Source organism: Prosthecobacter sp. GW821-HT29F12 (assembly GCF_058803405.1).
On sequence record NZ_CM179517.1, the window covers coordinates 2,165,339 to 2,185,578 of the forward strand.

Annotated in this window: 11 protein-coding genes; 7 read left to right on the forward strand and 4 right to left on the reverse strand. The window is 61.6% G+C overall.

The window, feature by feature from the left end; genetic code table 11:
* Positions 1-82 precede the first annotated feature (82 nt).
* The 3 genes from AC3RLQ_RS08860 to AC3RLQ_RS08870 all read left to right on the forward strand — a co-directional run bounded on the left by AC3RLQ_RS08860 (position 83) and on the right by AC3RLQ_RS08870 (position 2,575).
* Entirely contained in the window at positions 83-460 is a 378-nt protein-coding gene (locus AC3RLQ_RS08860) for a hypothetical protein (RefSeq protein ID WP_493036284.1), read from the forward strand.
* 230 nt (positions 461-690) lie between these two features.
* Positions 691-1,527 (forward strand): hypothetical protein, encoded by an 837-nt coding sequence (locus AC3RLQ_RS08865; RefSeq protein WP_493036286.1) that lies wholly within the window; start codon positions 691-693, stop codon positions 1,525-1,527.
* Between the two features lie 196 nt (positions 1,528-1,723).
* Positions 1,724-2,575 carry a hypothetical protein gene (locus AC3RLQ_RS08870; protein WP_493036288.1) on the forward strand — a complete coding sequence of 284 codons (852 nt, stop codon included), beginning with the start codon at positions 1,724-1,726 and terminating at the stop codon, positions 2,573-2,575.
* A gap of 400 nt (positions 2,576-2,975) precedes the next feature.
* On the opposite strand, the gene AC3RLQ_RS08875 is transcribed toward AC3RLQ_RS08870, so the two are convergent.
* The gene (locus AC3RLQ_RS08875; protein WP_493036290.1) at positions 2,976-3,623 is read right to left on the reverse strand and encodes a hypothetical protein; all 648 of its coding nucleotides are present in this window, start codon (positions 3,621-3,623) and stop codon (positions 2,976-2,978) included.
* A gap of 245 nt (positions 3,624-3,868) precedes the next feature.
* Between AC3RLQ_RS08875 and AC3RLQ_RS08880 the strand changes: the two genes are divergently transcribed.
* Positions 3,869-4,126 (forward strand): hypothetical protein, encoded by a 258-nt coding sequence (locus AC3RLQ_RS08880; protein ID WP_493036292.1) that lies wholly within the window; start codon positions 3,869-3,871, stop codon positions 4,124-4,126.
* A gap of 202 nt (positions 4,127-4,328) precedes the next feature.
* On the opposite strand, the gene AC3RLQ_RS08885 is transcribed toward AC3RLQ_RS08880, so the two are convergent.
* Positions 4,329-5,267 (reverse strand): alpha/beta hydrolase, encoded by a 939-nt coding sequence (locus AC3RLQ_RS08885; RefSeq protein ID WP_493036294.1) that lies wholly within the window; start codon positions 5,265-5,267, stop codon positions 4,329-4,331.
* Positions 5,268-5,556: 289 nt separating this feature from the next.
* Here AC3RLQ_RS08885 and AC3RLQ_RS08890 point away from each other — a divergent pair, with 289 nt between their 5' ends.
* The 3 genes from AC3RLQ_RS08890 (at position 5,557) to AC3RLQ_RS08900 (ending at position 11,361) form a co-directional block, all read left to right on the forward strand.
* A complete protein-coding gene (locus AC3RLQ_RS08890) occupies positions 5,557-6,888 on the forward strand; it encodes a carbon-nitrogen hydrolase family protein (protein ID WP_493036296.1) in 1,332 nt (443 codons plus the stop codon).
* Between the two features lie 145 nt (positions 6,889-7,033).
* Entirely contained in the window at positions 7,034-10,759 is a 3,726-nt protein-coding gene (locus AC3RLQ_RS08895) for a tetratricopeptide repeat protein (RefSeq protein ID WP_493036298.1), read from the forward strand.
* Positions 10,760-11,043: 284 nt separating this feature from the next.
* Entirely contained in the window at positions 11,044-11,361 is a 318-nt protein-coding gene (locus AC3RLQ_RS08900) for a hypothetical protein (protein WP_493036300.1), read from the forward strand.
* Positions 11,362-11,395: 34 nt separating this feature from the next.
* On the opposite strand, the gene AC3RLQ_RS08905 is transcribed toward AC3RLQ_RS08900, so the two are convergent.
* On the reverse strand, positions 11,396-12,253 hold the full coding sequence (locus AC3RLQ_RS08905; RefSeq protein ID WP_493036302.1) for a hypothetical protein: 858 nt from the start codon (positions 12,251-12,253) through the stop codon (positions 11,396-11,398).
* An 84-nt stretch (positions 12,254-12,337) separates the two neighbouring features.
* Positions 12,338-20,173 carry a PA14 domain-containing protein gene (locus AC3RLQ_RS08910; RefSeq protein ID WP_493036304.1) on the reverse strand — a complete coding sequence of 2,612 codons (7,836 nt, stop codon included), beginning with the start codon at positions 20,171-20,173 and terminating at the stop codon, positions 12,338-12,340.
* Between the last annotated feature and the right edge of the window lie 67 nt (positions 20,174-20,240).

Below are 20,240 nucleotides of genomic sequence, written 5' to 3' on the forward strand. Positions count from 1 at the left end.
GCCTTGAGCGAGGAACTCGGGCGGTGAAATCACAGCGTTATATTGACCTCACTAAATGGGCGAAGTAAGGCGGGGCGCGGTCATGTTTGAAATGGTGTTTCTCATCGTCTTGATTTCAGCGGTGGCGTGGATGCTGGCGGGCGGCGTTTTCACGGTGCTGAGCTTTGTGGCGTTTGATCGTCTGCTGCGGCGGGTGTGGGCGGATTCGGAGGAGGCGTGGATGAAGCTGGGGAAGCCGAGCGGGTTTTTCTGGGTGCCGCGCGGGGCGCGCAGCGGCTTCCTGACGGGCTTTGTGCGCAGCGGCCTTTATGAGCAATGGGCGGCGGTGGGTGAGGAACCTTTTGCGGGGTGCGCGGAGGGCCTGGGCAAGCTGCGGCGGTACCGGCGGCAGGCTGGCTGGTGCCATGCGGCGGGGGCGCTGCTGCTGGTGGGGGCGGTGGGGATGATGCTGGCGGAGTGACTGCGGGGCCGTCTGTTTTATGGAGGCGGGTGTGTTTTGAAATGGCGGGTCGCGAGGTTGCGGAGGGGCACCCCAGCCCTTGCACTGGGTCGGCTGGCGGTGAGGGGGGGGGCGGCGGGTTGGGCGAGGGACTAAAGGATTATTAAGCCGATCTTGATTGCCATAAGGTGGTGCTCTGCCAGTCTGGTCGGCCGCGATGCTGGTGCAGCGCGCATCTACCTACACTGAGAATGAAGTCCTTAAACACACTCCTCGCCGTTCTGGCAGTCACTTCGGTGACGCAGATCCACGCTGGCTCGCCGCCCCCACAGGGCATCGCGGCGGCTGCTTCCGAACCCGCCGTGTCTGCCATCAATGGCAAACTGGATGCCAATTATGGCGCGATCAATCGCGCCTCCACGCGGGGTGTGGCGGGATCTCTCTCCGTGCCGCTGGGCCACCGTTTTGGCGCGCAGTTTGACGGACTCTATCAGCATGGTTTTTCGACGAACATGTATGGTCTGGGCACGCACTTCTTTGCGCGTGATCCGGGCAAGGGCCTGATCGGCCTGGCCTCGAGCTGGACGACGAGCCAGAAGTTCACGGACGTGATCGTGGGCATGGAAGGCGAGTATTACTTCGACAAGGTGACGCTGGGCACCGTGGTCGGGTGGAACAACTACGACTCCCATGTGGCCACGACCTTCCCCGGGCTGGTGGCGCATCAGAACTTTGTGGCGGCGCGCGTGTATGCGGCGATCTACCCGATGGACGACCTGATGGTGCGCCTGGAATACCAGAGCCGCTTCAACCACAACTTCTACCTGGCGCATGTGGAGTGGCAGACGCCGATGAGCGGTGTGGCCGTCTTTGCAGACGCCGGCCTGGGTGACAACAACTTCGCCATGGTGATGGGTGGTGTGCGTGTGTACTTCGGTGGCAGCAAGCCCCTCAAGGACCGCCACCGCAAGGACGACCCGTCGAACATGGGCTCGACCTTCCTCCCCACGAACAGCGCGGGATCGACGGATGTGGGCGGATCGCCTGCGGGTGGCCCACCACCACCGCCGCCCCCACCACCACCCTGATGAGGTGCGGGGCCGGGTCTGCTGACCTGGGCCTCGGTTAAGATTTTGAACAACGCCCGGTGGGATGACCTGCCGGGCGTTTTTTTTGTACTGAGGGGCGGAGGTCCGGCAACCTAAGGCTTGTCTTAGGCCTGCTAAGCACGGAGGTTGTTGAATCGTGGCTGATGGGAGTGGATTTTATGAGGAACTTCCTGTCATGAAACTCTTCCCCACCCTCCCTCTTTTCGCGGCACTGGCTGCGGCATCTGTGACTCAACTCTGTGCTGGCGAACCTGTGAAAGGGATCGCGGCGGCGGCTTCGGAGCCTGCGGTCTCGGCGATCAATGGCAAGCTGGATGCGAACTACGGGGCGATCAACCGCAGCTCCACGCGGGGTGTGGCGGGGACGCTCTCCGTGCCGCTGGGGCAGCGCTTTGGGGCGCAGCTCGACGGGCTGTACCAGCATGGGTTTGCGACGAACATCTTCGGCGTGGGCACGCACTTCTTTGCGCGTGATCCGGGCAAGGGGCTGATCGGCCTGGTCTCAAGCTGGACGACGAGCCAGAAGTTTACGGATGTGATCGTGGGCGCGGAGGGCGAGTACTATTTCAAGCGGGTGACGCTGGGTGCGGTGGCGGGGTATGACAACTACGACTCGCATGTGCCGACGACGTTTCCGGGGCTGGTGACGCACCAGAGCTTTGTGGCCGCACGCCTCTACGCGGCGGTGTATCCGGTGGATGACCTGATGGTGCGGCTGGAGTACCAGAGCCGCTTTAACCACAACTTCTACATGGCGCATGTGGAGTGGCAGACGCCGATGAAGGGCGTGGCGATCTACGCGGACGGAGGCGTGGGTGAGAACGGCTACGCGCATCTGCTGGGCGGGCTGCGCATCTACTTCGGCGGGGACAAATCTCTGAAGGACCGCCACCGCCAGGATGACCCGGACAATGTGAACTCGACTTTCATCGGCACGAACAGCGCGGGCTCCACGAACACGGCGCCTGCGCCGGAAGCGCCGCCGCCGCAAGACTGCCAAAGTGGGTGCAGCTGCGAGTGCTGCTGAGGTGTGCGGGCGCGGTGCTGCTGTGAAAAGGTTTGCTGGATGTGTGTTTAAAAAAACGCCCGGTGGGAGATCCCGCCGGGCGTTTTGTTTGGGTGCCGGGGTATGGTGAACGGCGCATGACATCCCCGCGCCCTGCCTTTCGGCAGTCCAAGGACGGCGCACCTTTTTTAAGCGCCTGCGACGACGCAGACCCGAAACTTCGGCCCCGACACAGCGGTGCCCTACCAGCCTGAGGCACGCGCCGCGCGGGCAGACCTGGGTTTGCAGTGCGGAGTGAGGAGCCTGGGGCGAAGCGAGGCGTTTCTTGTTCCGCAGGAACAAGTCAACTGTTCTACGACCGGACGGCAGCAGAAAGCGGCTCTGAGGACGGTCGTGAAGGTCAGGCCCCGACCATGCAGACTTAAGGCAGGACGAGCTTTTCGCCTTCGGGAACCTGTTTGGTAAAACTCTTGCCATTAAAAAGGTACTCCACGGTGAGTACATTTTTTGCGGGGGCTGCTGTGACCACACCGAGCACCATCCCACGGGTGATGACGACCGTCCCCTGGCTCTGATTCCCCTGATCCTGAGCGGCGGTGCTGAGTGCGTCTGTGACAATGATCTGCACCGGCTCGGTGATGATGGTCTGGGGGATGAGTTTTTGCAGGTTGTTCTTCACATTGCGCGGCTGATTCCCGTCGAGGGAATATTTGGCGCTCACGATGACGATCTTGCCGGGGACAAAACCATTGTTGCTGGCGACTGCCGTCAGGAGTTTTTCCGTGAGAGCCAGGGCACCCGCCGGGACCACGACGTCTTTGCCGTCGATCTTCAGGACGACATTGCCATTCTCCTGCCGGACCACGTCGTAGATGGCGCCTTTTTTCAGAGGAACGGAGAGGCTGGCAAAGCCGGAGCCGTCGATGCCGCGGCCCGTGGTGGAGCGCAGCAACTGGGCCTGCATGAGTTTGCCTGCATTCTGCGCCAAAACAGCCGTGGCCCCAAGGAGGGCTGCCGAAATAAGCAACGTGCTGCGGACCAGCTTCATCATCAGGGTGGGGTGCTTCATAGTAGATTCCCATCTGAGCCAAAAAACGCATTGTATCAAAAGGAAACGTTTTTAGTTTAACCGCTGATACCTGCCGGGATGGAGCATGTGAGCCAAGGCTGCGCCCATGTTTTGCAAGGTGCGGCAGCCCATGGCTGGCTGAAAAAGGTGGTGACGAGCGATTTTAAAGCACTGTTTATTTGAACAGTGTTTCAACCTGTGCCATAAGGTGCGGCATGAGTCCGAGTCCCCGTGATCTAGCAGAAATGGCCGCCGCAATCGAAGGTACGGAAGTCGCCGCACGCCAGTGGCTGCAGGCGGGTTTTTCGCCGGGGGATGCTGCGGCGTATGTGCGTGCGGGGTGCTTTGATGTGGACCGCACGGAGGAGCTGCGGCGGGCGCACATCACGCCGGGCCAGATCGCGGCGCTGGGGCTGGGCTGGGACTTCTGCGCGGGCAAGGTGGCGCTGGAGGAGCTGCGCGTGAACGGCGGCGCGCAGGCGAAGACGCCGATGCTGTGGTGAGGGGTGCGTGGATTTGTCGCGGTTGTTTTTCATGACAAGTGCGCTTCAACACCTGAATCATGCACGTGGGATTTTATGACGACATTCCGCCATGGACGCTCGTCTTTGCCGCAGAGGAGCGGAGAGGCTGAAACAAAAATCCGGAGGCTGCTCCCTGGCCTCTTTGCGGCGAAAACGAATGAGGCTGCGTTTTCTTCGTGAGTCACTTCCCCGGCATCATCTTTTCTTTCGCGCTCCACACCAGCGCGGCGGCTTTCCACTGCTCCCAGAGGGGGCCTTTGCAGCCGTTGAAGCCGTGGCCGCCGCTGGGGAGTTCGAGGAGCTCGACGGGGAGTTTGTGGTATTTCATGGCAACGACGAACTGGCGGCTGTTTTCGATGGGGACGGGTTTGTCATCGATGGCGTGGGCGAGGAAGACGGGCGGGGTGTCTGCGGTGACCTGAAGTTCGTTGGAGTAGAGGCGCACGAGATCGGGCGAAGGGGTTTCGCCGAGGAGTTCTTTGCGGGAGCCGGTGTGGGTGTACTGGCCCATGGTGACGACGGGGTAGATGAGCCAGGCGAAGCTGGGGCGGGAGCTGAAGCGCTCGACGGGATCGGTGGCGTCGGGCTTGCCGGCATCGAAATGGGTGGTGGCGGTGGAGGCGACGTGGCCGCCGGCGGAGAAGCCGAGGATGCCGATGCGCTGGGGATCGATGTGCCAGCGTGTGGCATTGGCGCGGGTGAGGCGCATGGCGCGCTGGGCATCGAGGAGGGGCACGGCATGGCGGAGCTTGGGCAGGCGGTATTCGAGGATGATGCAGGCGATGCCGTGTTCATTGAGCCATTCGGCGATGGGGTAGCCTTCGCGGTCGGTGACGTGGCGGATGTAGCCGCCGCCGGGGCAGAGGACGATGGCCATGCCGCTGGCTTTGTCGGCGGGCGGGAGGAAGACTTGCAGCTCGTGCGTGCTGGCTTCGAAGGTGCCATCGCCAACGGGGGCTTTGCCGGGCCAGAGGGCGATGCGCTCAGTGGGGGTGGGCTTGGGGGCGGGTGGGTTGGTGGCTGCTGTGGCAGCGGGCTTGGCGGGGGCTTCAGCGGCGGGGGTGAGTGAGGTGAGGCTGAGCGCGGTGAGGAGAAGGCAGGCGAGAGAGAAAGGGCGCATGGGGAGCGAGGATGTGATTGGGAAGAAGAGGAGCGAGATGAGTGTACGTGTGAGAGATGTGGGATTGAGCAGGGGTTTGTTTTCGACAAGGGGTCGGAACCGGAGGACATAGAGATGCATGGGCTCCCTCCGGGAGCAGAAGAGGGCTATGAAGGTTGCATGCCGCAAGCTAGGGCATGTTCGGCATGAAGGTAGGGAGGCTTGTCCTCAAGCCTCCGTCGAGCGTCGCCACGTTCGCTTTCGGGGGCGTCTCTGCGCAATCCCTGGTCTTGGATGCGTATAGGATTGCATGAAATCCCTCACCGCCCTTCTCTGCCTCCTCGCCACCGCTTCCCATGCGGCGTTTTCAGACGGCTGGGTGCTGTGGTCTCCGCGTGATGAGGCGAAGCCGGATTCGGCTGTCAGCCAGACTGGCGGACATGATGGCAAAGGGGCGCTGATTCTTGAAACGGGTGCGGGTGAACAATGGATCGGCTGCTGGACGAACACGCTGCCGGTCGAAGGTGGAAAGCATTACCAGTTCAACGCGTGGAAAAAGACCAGCGCCATGCCCACGGCACGCCGCAGCGTTTATGCGCGCATCCTTTGGCAGGATGAAAACGGCAAGCCCGTCAACTGGGAGGAGCCTGCGAAGCAAGGTTACGCGAAGGGCACCGTCCCACGTGCCGAGCCTGAATACCCGCATGTGCCTGAGGGTGAAGCAGGCCAGTGGATTCATTGCGAGAGCACCCTGCGTGCGCCGGTGAAGGCGAAGCAGGCGAAGATCGAGCTCTACCTCCAGTGGGCGGCGAATGCGCGGGTGGAGTGGAGCGATGTCTCTCTCGCCGCCGTGCCCGCCCCTGCCCCGCGCAAGGCACGCCTCGCCACGATTCACCTTCAGCCAAAGGACGGCAAGAACCCCGCTGATAAGCCACCGCAGTATGCGCCGCTCATTGCTGAAGCTGCCAAACAAAAGGCGGACCTTGTGGTGCTCGGCGAGACGCTCACTTATTACGGCACTGGCAAGACGATGGCCGAGTGTGCCGAGACTGTGCCCGGCCCCAGCACCGAGTATTTCGGCAAACTGGCGAAGGAGCACAATCTCTACATCGTCGCCGGCCTCGTGGAGCGTGAGGGCAAGACGCTGTACAATACTTCGGCGCTCCTGGGTCCGGATGGCACGCTGGTGGGCAAGTATCGCAAAGTGACCTTGCCGCGTGGGGAGATCGAACATGGCATCACGCCCGGGCATGACTACCCGGTGTTTGATACCCGTTTTGGCAAAGTGGGCATGATGGTCTGCTACGACGGCTTCTTCCCAGAGGTCGCACGCGCGCTCACGATCAAGGGAGCCGAAGTCATCGCCTGGCCGGTGTGGGGCTGCAATCCCATGCTGGCCGCTGCACGCGCTTGCGAAAATCACGTCTACATCGTCAGCAGCACCTACACGGACGCCACCAAGAACCAGTGGATGATCTCAGGCATCTTTGATCACTACGGCGATGTGCTGGCAAAGGCGGATGTGTTTGGCACGCTGGCCATCGCGGAAGTCGATCTCAATGCGCCTGCGCATTGGAACAGCCTCGGGGACTTCAAGGCGCAGATCCAGAGCCATCGGCCACCGGCTTTGAAGGAGCCTTGAGGACTGCGAGGCCACGCTCGTTTTTTGAGCCCGCCATTTTTTACTTTCCACGGCATCCGATTTCTGACGGAATGCCGGGGTGAGGTTCATCGTCTTTTTTCTCTTCAGTGCACTCTGCGCTGCATATGCGGCGGAATCTGCCGGCATGTCGCGGCTGCGTGAGGCATTGGCGAAGGCTGAGCAGGAGCATGGAAAGGAAGCGCCCGAGGTGGCGGCAGGCCTCAGCGAGCTGGCGAGCCACCTCGAAGCCGCCGACAGCTTTCAGGAGGCGGAGGCACTCTACCGGCGAGCGCTGGCGATTCGGGAAAAGACCTCAGGCGAAACTTCGGCCGAGCTTGCATCAAGTCTGAACAATCTCGCCGACCTGCTGCGGCAAACGGGCCAGGAGAAAGAGGCGCTGGTTCTCTATCAGCGAGTGCTAAGCTGCATTCAGGAACGCCCGGATGGCGAGTCGTCAATGGAAGCAGCCACCTGTCTGGGAAGCAAAGCGGAGCTGCTGTTGAGCCTCAACCAATCTCAATCCGCGTTTGTCGAGTACGTCGAACTGTTGAGGACTCATGAGAATCTCTCCGGACTGAGCCATATTGCGGTCAGTTCCAAGCTCAACAAAGCGCAAGACCTGCGGGAAATCATTCTGACAGGCCGTGGCAACATACTGCTGTACCAGCAGGCGCTTCAGATTCACGAAGAGGCCGTTGGTGCTGAAAATGCCGAGCTTGCCACCTGCTACTCCATTATTGCAGGTCTGCTGCTGTCCCAGGCGCGCAATGCGGAAGCAGAGACCTTGCTCCGCCGGGCGCTGGAAATTCGCAGCTCAACCATGGGGCTCAAGCATCCGCTCACGGCCCAGGTGGCTTACGCGCTGGCGGAACTGCTGGACAGGACCCAGCGCAAACGAGAAGCTTTGCCGCTGTTTCGTCTGGCATTGTCGGTGCAAGAAAAGGCACAGGGGCTGGATGCCACCATGACCAGCGCCTGCCGGGTGCGTTTGGCCGAGCTGCTGGACAGCCAAAACCTTCGGCAGGAAGCACTGCCATTGTACCAGCGCATCATCGAATCCATTGAGCGGACCAAAGGGTCCGAGGACAGCAGCCTGATCGTCTATCTGGACCGCCTTGCCACTACGCTGCGTCTGCTGAACCGCTACCCTGAAGCAGAAGCGGCCTACCGTCGAGAGTTGCATGTGGCAGAGAAGAGCTATGGGATCGAATCCCCCCAAATAACCGGCTCACTGTCCATGCTTGCCAATGCTCTGCGTGAGATTCATCGCACGAAGGAAGCCGTGCCGCTGCTGCGCCGTGAGCTGGCGATCCATGAGAAACATCTGGGGGAGGAGCATGAAACCGTGGCTTCGGATCTGAGCAAACTGGCGGATTTTGTGAGAGAAGCGGGAGATCCCGGGGAGCAGGAGCAACTGCTGATCCGCTCCGTGGCTGTTTGGGAGAAATGCATCGCAACCATCGAGCGAACGAAGGGACCAGCAGACCTCAGCCTGATCCCTTATCTGGACCGCCTTGCCGGTACGCTGCGCATGCTGGACCGCTACCCTGAAGTAGAGGCAGCCTACCGTAGAGCGTTGCATGTGGCAGAGAAGTGCCATGGAATTGAATCCCTCCAAATAACCGGCTCACTGTCCATGCTTGCCCACACTCTGCGTCAGATGCATCGTACGAAGGAAGCCGTGCCTCTGCTGCGCCGTGAGCTGGCGATCCATGAGAAACATCTGGGAAAGGAGCATGAAACCGTGGCTTCTGACCTGAGCGGGCTGGCGGATGTTGTGGGAAACCCCAGGGAGCGGGAGCAACTGCTGATCCGCTCTGTGGCCATCCTGGAAAAGTGCATCGCGACCGTTGAGCGGACGAAGAGCCCCGAAGACCAGAGCCTCTTCGTACTCCTGAACCACCTTGCCAGTACTCTGCGCTCGCTTCGCCGCTATCCGGAAGCAGAAGCAGCCTACCGCAAAGAGCTGCATGTGGCAGAAAAGAACTACGGCATGGAAGACCCCATGATCACAGGCTCACTGGGCATGATCGCCCAAACGCTGCGTGACATGAATCGCTGGAAGGAGGCCGTGCCTTTTCTGCGTCGTGAACTGGCGATCCACGAAAAACATCGGGGCAAGGATCATGAAACCGTGGCCTCGGATCTCAGCATGCTGGCGGGTTATCTGGCAGAAACAGGCGAGCATCAGGAACCCGAGCAACTGTTGCGCCGCTCCGTGGCCATCTTGGAGAAGCGCAAAGGCCCGGAAGACTTCCAGGTGGCGAGCGCCCTGAGGCAGTATGCTCATTTCCTCGTGAAGGAACAGCGGCCCGAAGAAGCGGAGAAGCTGTACCTGCGTGTGATCAAGATCAGCAAAAAGACGCTGGGTGCAGGACATTCGTTTACCAAGGACACCTTCGAGAGTTACGAGGCCCTGAGGAAGACCTTGAAAACGAAAGAGGCCGGGGACGAAGGCCTGCGCGCAGTCCTGAAACTGAATGGCAAGGTCTGGGATGAGAGCACGGCTGTCACATTTCTCAAAAAGCAGCTGTCCCAGCTCACTGCAGCCAAGTTCACGGAGACTGATGCGGCAAAGCTGGTGCAGCAGATGAAAGGAAACTCGCTCGCACTGGCCATGGCAGCGGCATGCATCACGGAGCAAAAACTGACCTTGGCCGAGTATGTGAAGCGATGGGAGAAGGAGTCAGCCGGGCTCAAGGAAACGACGGCGGCAGACGAAACAGCCCCTGACAGAATCTTGATGGCGACATGGCAGCTTTCCGCGAAGTGCCTGACACCCACGGCGCGTGCGCTCATGGCCCTGCTGCCCTGGCTCGCCGAGGAAGCCGTGCCCCTGCCCTTTTTCACCGAGCATGCCAAGCTGGTGGCGGATGCTGCAAATGAGAAATCACCTGATGCCAAAGTGGAAGCAGCGTTCGATGAATTGGAGCGTCATGCTCTCATCACGCAGGAGCCCTTGAGCATCAGCTGTCCGACGCCGCTGCAGGCGGTCTTGCGCTTGCAGCGTGGCGCTGAGTTTCTTGGCCGGGCCACCTCGCTGATGCATGCCATCGTGGCCAAAGATCCGGCAACGCAGCGCATGCGACCGCGTGAGGTTTGGGAGCCTGTCCTGCCCCATGTGTCGAGGGTGCTGGAGTTTCAGCGTGAGTTCAAAGACAAGGCTGGAGACGCGAAAATCACACGCAGCCTGCTCAATGACTGCGCTGAGTTTTTGCAATACAAGGCGCAATACTCCGAGGCAGCGCCTCTGCTCGATCAGGCGGAGCAACTCCTGCTGCGTGCGCTGAAACTAGTGGAGGAAAATCCCGGCCCCCAGCAGGCGGATCTGATTGCCGCCTTGGACAAGCTCGGCGCTGTGCTTCACCGCTCCCAACGTGATGAAGACGCTGCCGTGTTCTACCGACGCTCGCTGGAGCTGCGCGAAAAAACACAGGGGCCGGAGAGCCTCAAAACAGCCGACAGTCTTGATCGCCTTGCCCTGGCTCTGGCTCCCACGAGACAAGGCCGGGACGCAACTCCGCTGCTGCGCCGGTCACTGGCCATACGCGAGAAAGCCCTGGGGCCCATGGACCGCGAGGTGGCCCTCAGCCTGGGACGGCTGGCCTTTCAACTCAACACCGGTGACACGGTGAAGGAGGCGGAGCAGCTCTACCGACGCGCCTTGGTGATCGAAGAAAAAATCTATGGCGAAGAGCACCCGGCCCTCATCGCCCGGCTCACCAGTCTGGGCAACTTGCTCAGAGCCCAGCAGCGCGGCTCCGAAGCCGAGCCCATCTTCAAACGCATCCGCCTCATTCGCGAAAACACGCGCATCAACGGTCCACCACCAATACCTGCAGGTGTGCGGAAAACTCCTGCCGGTCAGTGAAGTCTTTCGAGCAGGTGAAGATTAGAGCGTTTAGCGAATGTCATTTCCGTACAGCCGGTTTCTTGCTCGAAGATCTTGGACTTCCTTCTTCGCTCTCCTGCGTCGAGCTACGAAGCACCTGAACTCAAGGCGGCTAGATTGTGGAACGGAGAATCACTGTTTCGGGTTGGGGCGCGTGAGCATGCGCGGCGCTTTTGGAGTGCGGCTTTCGAACGTCTCGTGGCGGGCGTGCGCTGACCGGCAGATGGAAGCTCACCGGATCCCGCCTTCGAACAACCTGTGGCATGCGTGAGCCGAACAGCACGTCGAAAGCGGCAGCTGCGTTCGTTCCTCACTGCGCAACCGCAGTCCATATCGGAGGCACGCGCAGCGCTTGCGAAAACCACGTCTACATCGTCAGCAGCACCTACACGGACGCCACCAAGAACCAGTGGATGATCTCAGGCATTTTCGATCACTATGGCGATGTGCTGGCGAAGGCGGATGTGTTTGGCACGCTGGCCATCGCGGAAGTGGATCTCAATGCGCCCACGCATTGGAACAGCCTCGGGGACTCCAAGGCGCAGATCCAGAGTCACCGGCCGCCGGCGCTGAAGGAGTGAGCGAGAAGTCCGCACTTCGCTTCAGCATACCCACTTACTTCACGCGGCGCTTGAGCCGTCCGGAATTGATTTTTTCACGCAGCCTGGTCGCACCGTCCTCCCGTATAAGCCTTAGCCCAGGAGTATCGGCCTGCAGCCACTCCATCTCCTGGACAAATTCCAAAGCCTCTTTCCGTTTGCCCTGGACTTCGAGACACATGATCAATTCGACCATGTACACGAGAACTGGCGGAACATTGTATTCCTGCTTCTTGAGCAGAATATTCACCACAGAACGCAATTCCCCCTCAGCCTCAGAGTACTTCGATTGCTTCATCAGTTGAACCGCAATCCTCTCCTGAATCATCAACACCCGGCCATCCTCTTTTCCTCGGGCAACCGACTGCCGCTTGTACTCTTCACGAAGTCTCTGCTCAGCCTCCTCAGCCTGGGTCACATGCAACATCGCTCTCTCCAATTCTTTCTGACAGTTCAAAGTATCAGGAGCATCCGCCCCCATCACCCGCTGATAGACTTTCAACAAAATACGATACTGCTCCGCCTCTTCTGCATAAGCACCTTTGCGCTCCAAGACACGAGCAAGATCTCTGCGGTTGTTTACGACCTCTGGATGCTCAGGAGGCATACAGCCCAACTGAAGATCGATCAAATGACGGTAGCGCCGATCCAAATCCTCAGGATCTCTGCCAAGGCATCCCAAGTGCTCGGCGCTTTGTCCTCTCAGTTCTGCTCCCAAACGCTCGATCTCCAGGAGTTCCGCTTGGGTGGGCATGCGCACGTGTTTGACAGGAACCGTCTTGTCTGGAACTCGACGATGCGACACCAGGTATCCACCGATGCCAACCAAGAGCAGGGTATGAATCAATAGCGTACGATGGAGCGTGAGCTTCATGACCACACGCAGACTAAAAAATCATGCGTCATGTCGCAAGATAAAACTCTGCCCCCCGCAGCCCCGAAGGCTGGATCCATGTCCTCACGGCGCTGGAATGATCCAGACCGAAGGACTGGCCCTCTGCGGCATCTTGATGAAGGTGGCACGACCGGTACGCAGCAGCGGGGCGTTGTTCTGAGAAGTGGTGGCGGCAGAGCTCATGGATATCCAGACGGGAACGGGCTGGCCGGGCTTTTGCAGGAGCCAGCTGGCCAGATATCCCCGCACACCGGCGATGTCATCACCTTTCCAAAACTGCAGCATCGAGGAAGAGGAAACGAGGGTGCTGGAAAGGAAGGGAGAAGAGGTCATCCCCGTTTGCGCAGGCGAGGCGTCGAGCGGCCAGGGATTGGCGAAGAGATTGTAGCCAACCTGCAGCCGTCGGGCGAAGGGAGTGGTGCGCACGCTGCCGGTGCTGAGCAGTGCTGAGGGGCTGGGGCTGGCGATTTGCAGCATGACCCCTGTACCAGGAGGAATAAGGGTGTCATTCATGCTGGTCGCGGTGCCTCCATTCAAAACCCAGTTTCGAGCACCTCCAAGCTCATGGAGCCAGTAAGTGATGTAATCCGAGGCGTTGTAAAACAAGACCTGATCTGCGCCGGTGGCGGTGGATGAACCCTGGAAGAATGCGGGATTGAAGACCTCGCCCAGCGTGCGGTGCGGGCGCAGGATCACACGCGCCCCGGACAAGCCGGCCACGGCCGCAGAGGAGAGCGTGGCATTGGGCGAATCATCCGCCACGAGACACGCGACGCCGGTGATGCTCTGCAATTCCACGCGATGCCCGGCCTGAGGACCGCTGATGATTTCCAGATAGTAATGCTGCGCGGGATCCATGGCCGAAGCCACGGACGCCTGCTCGCTGAGCGTGACACTGGTGGCGGTGGCGCTGCTGACGGAACCGGTGAAGAGCGCCTCATGGTTGAAATTGAGGCCATAGGTCTGGGTGCCGGAATTGAGCGTGGTCTGCTGCCATCCCAAAGGCGCGCTGGTGGCGCTGCCGCCGTTGGTCTGGGTGATGCGCAGACGGATGAGGCCACGCGCGAGGCTCTGCCCGGGGAGTGCCTGGAGATCCGGCCACGTCACGCGCTCCCATCCATTGCCTTCAGCAAAGACTGACGGTGTGGCCACGAGCGGGGACCAGTTGATCAAATCACCGCTGCTCTCGAGCTTGAAGGTGAAGGTGCCCTGACCCGATGGGCGCAGCAGGGTGGCATCGATGCTGCTGTTGCCGCGCGTGACGAGCTGCAAGCCTTGACCGGGCCGGCTGATGCCGCTGGTGAGCGCGGTGCCGAGCGCGACTTCAAGAAGGTCTGAGGCGCTGTCCTCATCGCTGTTGGTCGTGGCGAGATTGTTGGGGAGACCGATGGTGCTGGGAATGATGGAGGCCAGCACGATGGTGTTCGGCGAAGCTGCCGGAGCCGCAGGTGCATTAACGAGCCACTGGCTTTGCGGAATCACCTCGCGCGTCTGGCCTGGGCATTCCCAGAGCAGCCGGGCGGTGGCGCCTCCGGTGCTTTCGTAGTACTCCATGACGACAGGAACGGCCACGCCGGCCTGCAGAGCGATGACACCGTTGTTCCAGGTGTCGCCGTGGTTGTTCCAATCATTGACGACCTGCTGCCCATTAACCCAGAGGCGCACGCCGTCATCGGTGACGGGGATGATGGTATAAGTCTGCGTGTAGCGCGGGATGAGGTAGCCGTGCCAGCGCACGCTGTAGCCATCGGCAGGAAGGCGTGGATCAGGACTGCCGGTGCCCCAGGTGTAATTGACCGTGGACTCCATGCGCGTGAAGCTGAACTGCTCGAAGTTTTTGCCGATGTAGTAGTCCCCGGTAAGGCCATTGGTGTTGACCGCCGGTGTGTAGCTCACGGTGATGAGATTGGACACCGCGTTCGGATTGCCCGCGGCATCCTGCGCCACGCCTGCGGGGATTCGGACGGTGACATTGCCCGCTGCCGTGGGCGTGACCGTGGCAGCCCATGCCGCCCCGGCGGAGGACAAGGCGGTGACGGTGCCATTGGTAACGGTGAACTCGGAAGCGAGCAGGCCGGTGACGCTCTCGCTGAACGTCGCATTGACGACAAACGGCCCGGTGACGCTGCTGGCCGGAGTGGTCAGCGCGACCGAAGGCGGCGTGGTGTCCGCAGGGGCGTAGTTCACACTCAGCAGATTGGACACAGAATTGCCCAGGCTCGTGCTGTCGGTGGCGGCACGGGCCGGCACATTGACGGTGACCGCACCTGCAGCGGTGGGAGTGATTTTGAAGGTATAACTCGCGCCGCTGCCGCTGAAGGTGGAGGCAACGCCATTCGTAACGACCACATCGCCAAGCGTGAAACCTGAGGCCGAGCTGCTGAAGGCCGCCGTGACATTGAATGCGGCGGTCACATTCGTGGCGGCGGTGGTGAGGGTGACGGTGAATGGCAGCGGTGCCGTGGTGGGGGCATCGTCAATGCTGGCGACGAACGCGGCGAGGTTGGAGAGGTCCGTGGTCGTCAGCGTCACGCCGCTGTGCGCGGTGATGGCGTCTGACAGTGTGGCCGCAGAGCCATCGTGCAAATACGGCCCGGTGGCCCAGCTTCCGCGCAGCGTGGGCACATCCAGACCGGTGAGCGCCGCGCCGAGGCGTTTGCCGCTGGCGGGTTTGAGGGTGCCGATGTCTGCAAAGACATTGAGCGCGCTGTTGGTGAAGTTCACCCCACTGTGGCAGGAGGCGCAGTTTTGGAAACGGAAGACCTGCTGCCCGGCGGTGGCCGCCGTGCTCAGCGCGCCGCTGCTGGTGCGGCTCGGGCTTCTGCCGTTGACGGTGAGGGATTTCACATACGCGGCCAGCGCGTCGAGATCCGCGCTCACGCCCGCCTTCGCATCGCCGAGCGGCTGATTGCGCGTGCCGGTGTTGAGCTGCGTGTCCGTCATGAGTCCGGTGCCGCCGGCCAGGGCGCGGATCTGTCCTTCGAAATCCTGCACTTCATCAAAGTTGCCGGTCCAGTGCAGCATGCCGTGAGTGGCGTGGCCTTTCAGCGTGATGGTGTTGCGCAGGCCTTCGCCGAAGCCGGTGAGATCCCACACGCGGCCATCGTGCCCGGCATCGTTGTGGCAGACGGCGCAGCTGATGTACTGCTGCAGCGCGAGGCGCGGGTCCTGCGCATCGTAGAAGAGCTGCTTGCCCTTCAGCACCTGGGCGGTGAGTTTTTCCGTGGTGACGGCATTGAGCGTGGCCGTGGTGGCGGGTGCGGTGTTGCCGCCCTGAGTGATGCCGCGCACATCATGCACGGTGATGCTGCGGTCCATGAAGTTCTGCACGTAGAGCGTGCTGCCATCCGGCGAGGTGACGACACCCTGCGGTGCGCGGCCTGCGGGAAAGCGGGTGATCTCCTGATGTGACCACGCATCGAGAATGGCGACCTCGCGGCTGGCTTCGAGCGCGGTGAAGACGTAGATGCCATACGGATCATACGCTGCGGCGCTGGGCATGCCCGCGTTGTCGATGTCCACGCGTGAAGGCAGGTGCTCTGTCTGTGCAGTGAGATCAATGCGCGAGACGATGGCGCGCACGCTGTTTTCATGATTCAAAGGCTGGCCATCGCGCAAGACACCGCGCTGGATGTTGTCCTGCTTTGAAGGCACCCAGGCCGAGAGACCATCGGGAGAGATGACGGCGGCACCGAGATAGTTGGGCAGACCGCGTGCGGAGGTGGAGGTGTCCGCAGCGGTGCTGGGATTGAGCAAAATCGTGCGTTCCACGGCAAGCGCCACCGTGCCGATGACAACCACCTGACCGCCTGCGCCCGTGAGCATCGGTGTGGCGGTGTTTTCACCGGCCACACGTGGCGTGATGAAGCGTGAGGCATACACGCGTGCGCTGTCGGCGGAAATGGAGAGATGCCGCACAGGGCCGCCGGCATCGATCGAAGCGAGTTGTGCTCCGGTGCTGGGGTTCAGCTTCAGCACGCGCCCGGTGCTTTCCAGAGTCACCCATGCGGCCGTGCCCGCAGGATCAAAGACGATGCCAAAGGGGCGAGATCCATACGCGAGCGTGACGGTGGCGGCGACTTTGCGCGTGCTGGTGTTGATGATGCTGATCGTTCCCGTCTCCACATTCGTCACCCACAGCCTGCCATCCGGTGCCAGAGCCAGGCTGCGCGGCGCAGTGCCCACGGTGATCTCGGCATAGCGTGCACGCGTCACCACATCAAAGGCGGTGACGCTGTTGTTGTCCGGATTCACACACCAGACACGGTCATTGCCGGTGGCGCGATCTTCATAGACGATGCTGCTGGATGCGGCGGGCTTGCGCGTGGTGAGTGCGGCATACACCGCCTGGTAGAAAGTGCTGGTGATCGTGATGCCGGTGTCATCGGTGGCGGTCAGTGTTACCAGATAGCGCCCCGGTCCGGCGTAAGTGTGCGCGATGCTCGTGGTCGTGAGCCATGCGGTCTCAGGCGTGCCATCGCCAAAGTTCCATTTGTAGCGCAGGTTGATGCCGTTCGCGGATTGCGCGGTGAAGGTGAGCGCACTGCCGGTGGCTTTCGGTGCGGCGGCCAGGGGCTGCAGCGTAAGCCCTGCGGTGACATTCCAAACGAAGGCGGCGGCGGCAGGCGTGCTGATGCCATCGCTGGCCGTGACGGAGACATTGAACGTGCCTGCGACCGTGACGGAGCCGGAGATGACGCCTGAACCCGGCGAGATCGAAAGCCCCGTGGGCAATCCCGTGGCGCTGAAGGTGATGGGGTCGTTTTCAGGATCGTTCGCCGTGACGGGCAAGGACACCACCGCGCCGATGAGCGAGGCCTGCGCACCCGGGTTCGTGATCTGCGGCGAGAGATTCTGCGGCACGATGCTGGTGGCGTGGCGCAGATCGCGCAGCGCGAGAATGTCGGGCTGGGACAAGGGAGCCTGATGCAGCGTGACCTCATCCACTGCTCCTGCAAAGAACGCCGTGCCGGGGCTGTCGGCAGCACCCACGATGAAGGGTTTGGAAGCGTTTGGCACGTAGGTGCCCGTGTCTTCGTTGACGAGGATGCCGTTGAGGTACAATCGGCGCACGCCGGTCAGGTTCGGTCCGCTGGCACTGGTGGTGCGGAAGGTGGCCGCCACATGCGTCCACTGCCCCACGATGACGGCGCCGCCTTTCAATCCGGATGCATCCGCGCCGGTGCGCATTTGCCAGAATCCATCCGTGGTCACCCACAGGCCATAGCCCTTCTTGGTGCCGGTGGATTCATCCCGCGAGGCGAACACGCAGCGCGCTGTGCCCGGCGCTGCATCACTGCGCACCCATGCGGCAATGGTGAAGTCGTTCGGATTGAGCGCTGCGCTGTATGGCATCACAACGCTTTGCGTGGTGCCATTGAACAACGCGCTGCTGCCCGTGCCGGGATTGCCGCTGAGCGCGGGATTGGTGCTCGTCGTGTTCGCGCCGCCGCTTGCCGTGCCTGCGATGGCCGCCAAACCTGCGGCGGTGGATTTCACTTCGTCCACTGTGCCGTTCCAGCTCGCTTCATCGAAGTTCCACGCCACCACCGGATTCTCGATGGGGAGAAAAGGCGAAAGGTAGGTGCCCGCGATGATGGAGACCGCTGCGTCTCCCGGTTTCTTCCAGCCGACCGAGAGATGATCGTCCCCCGTGCCATCCTTCATCAAGGCTTCGATGTAGTAGCGCTTGCCGGCCTGCAGGGTGATCACGGCGGAGGTCTGCTGCGGATACCACGTCCAGGTTTGAGGTGGTGTGTAGCCGGGCTGGCTGGAGATCTCCACGGCGTTGGCGGGATTCGCATCGGTGCTCAGTTTCAGGCTCGATTCATCATCGCTGGAGATGAAGAACTGATACTGCCCGGTGACAGGCACGTAGAGGAATCCGCGCAGCCGCTGGCCGGTGTTGTCATCCCAGTTTTGAGGTGAATCAAAGGACGGCTGCAGATCGCGCCCATTCGGATTCGCGGGGAAGACGGTGTTGCCAGTGAGGCTGGCCACCGTGGCGCCGTTGATGTTCGTCCAGTACTCACGCATGATCTGGCCGCTGCCGAGATTGGGCAGCAGCACGATCCAGTTGAAGGAAACGGAGGTCACCTGCCCTGCCGCGCTCACCAGAATGGTGCTGCGGTAGGTTCCCGGGGTGGCGGTCACGGTGCCGGAGATCACGCCGCTGACGGCATCGATGCCGAGCCCCGTGGGCAATCCGCTGGCGGTATAGCTCAGCGTGCCGCCCGTGGCGCTGGCGCTGACGGGCAGAGACACCACGCTGTTTTGCGTCACGCTCTGCTGGCCGGGATTCGTCACCACCGGCAGCGTGGAGTTCGTGACCTGAATGATGCGTGACACGGACCACACGCCGTTCGCATCCACCGCAAACATCATCCAGTAGCCCGGGGTGAGCACATTGATGCTCGCGGGCGCTGTGACCGCATACACGCCTGGCGATGGATTCGTATGCGTGAAGCGCACATGCCGCAGGCCGGTGTCCACCGAATGCGTCTGCGCAGACATGCTGATGGCGCTGAAGTACTGCACGCCGTCGCTGGCGTTCACGGTGAAGATGGACGCAGGGCCGATGCGATCCGGCGCTGCCGTGATGACGGGACGCACGGCGGGTGTGCCATCCGCATTGAACAACTGCGGCGGTGTGAAAACCTGCGCATCCTGGTGATCCGTCAGCGCATCGCCCGACAAGCCGCCGCCGCCTGACCACACGCGGCCATCCGGCAGCAGCATCGCCAGCGAGTGGTAATTGCGCGGCACGGACATGTCCGCCACCGCACGCCATTGCCCCGTCGTGGGGTTCCAGATTTCCGGCGTGAACACCGTGCCCAAGTCGCTGAAGAACTGCCCCGAAGTGTTCCCACCCACCACCATCACTTCGCCGTTGGGCAGCATGACGGAGTTTGAAAAGGAGCGCGCATTCGCCATCGGCGCGGTGGGGGCCACCACGGGCGTGGTGCCATTGAGATCCACGGTGAAGGCTTTGTTCACCACCATCCCGTCATCTATGGCTGTCAGTCCCCCAGCAACGACCACCTTGCCCGGCGCATACATGGCCCATGCGCCCTGCTTCGGATAATGCGTGCCGGGAATGCTGGCCCCTGCCGCAGTCATGGCTCCGGTGCCTGCGGCGGTGATCCAGTTCAGCGCCTGATGCGGACCAAAGTGCGCCACACGGCCATCCGGGGCCACGAGAAAGAAGGGATGCCAGTTCGTTTCAATCGCATTCGCGATGGGCGAATTCGCCACGGTTTGCCATGAGATGCCGCTCATGCGCCGCCAGCCGGAGCTGGCATTCCATTGTTCGATGGTGCCGTTGCCATTCGCGCCGCCGTTGCCGCCTGCGGTGAGCACCTCGCCGTTGGGCAGGGCGATGCTCGTATTGTACCAGCGGCCATCCGCCATCGTTTGCGCGGGCACCCATTCATTCGTGCGCCAGTCAAACAAGCTGGCCAGCGCCGTGGTGCCATTGATGCCATTGCCGCCATTCACGAGAAGCCGACCGTCCTGCAGGAACGACAGGCCGCCGCAGAACATGTCATGCCGCCCGTTGTTGATCTCCGTGAAGAGGCCCGTGGCGGGATCCCACACGGCTGCGTAGGTAAACTGGGGCCCGTCTGGAAAGGTCGTGCGCTGATTGGACGCAAACGTCAGCAGCCGGCCGTCCGGCAGCATGGCGGCGGAGGTGGGAATGTGCGGCGTCCAGGGGATGACGGCGCTCCAGCTGCCTTTGGTGACGTATTCCGCCGGGGAAATGGCACCCACACTCAGCACCACCGCCTCCGCAGCAGGTGCCAGCCGTGCGGCCTCTGCCAGCAAGGCATCCGCCTCGGCATGACTAACACTATCTGCTTTTACGAGATTCCCGACACCCAGCAGAAGCAGGGCACACAAACCCCTAAGGCCGGGCCTGATTAGCCGTCCCCCCAGTTGAAGGGTTGCATTTTCGCGATTCATATAT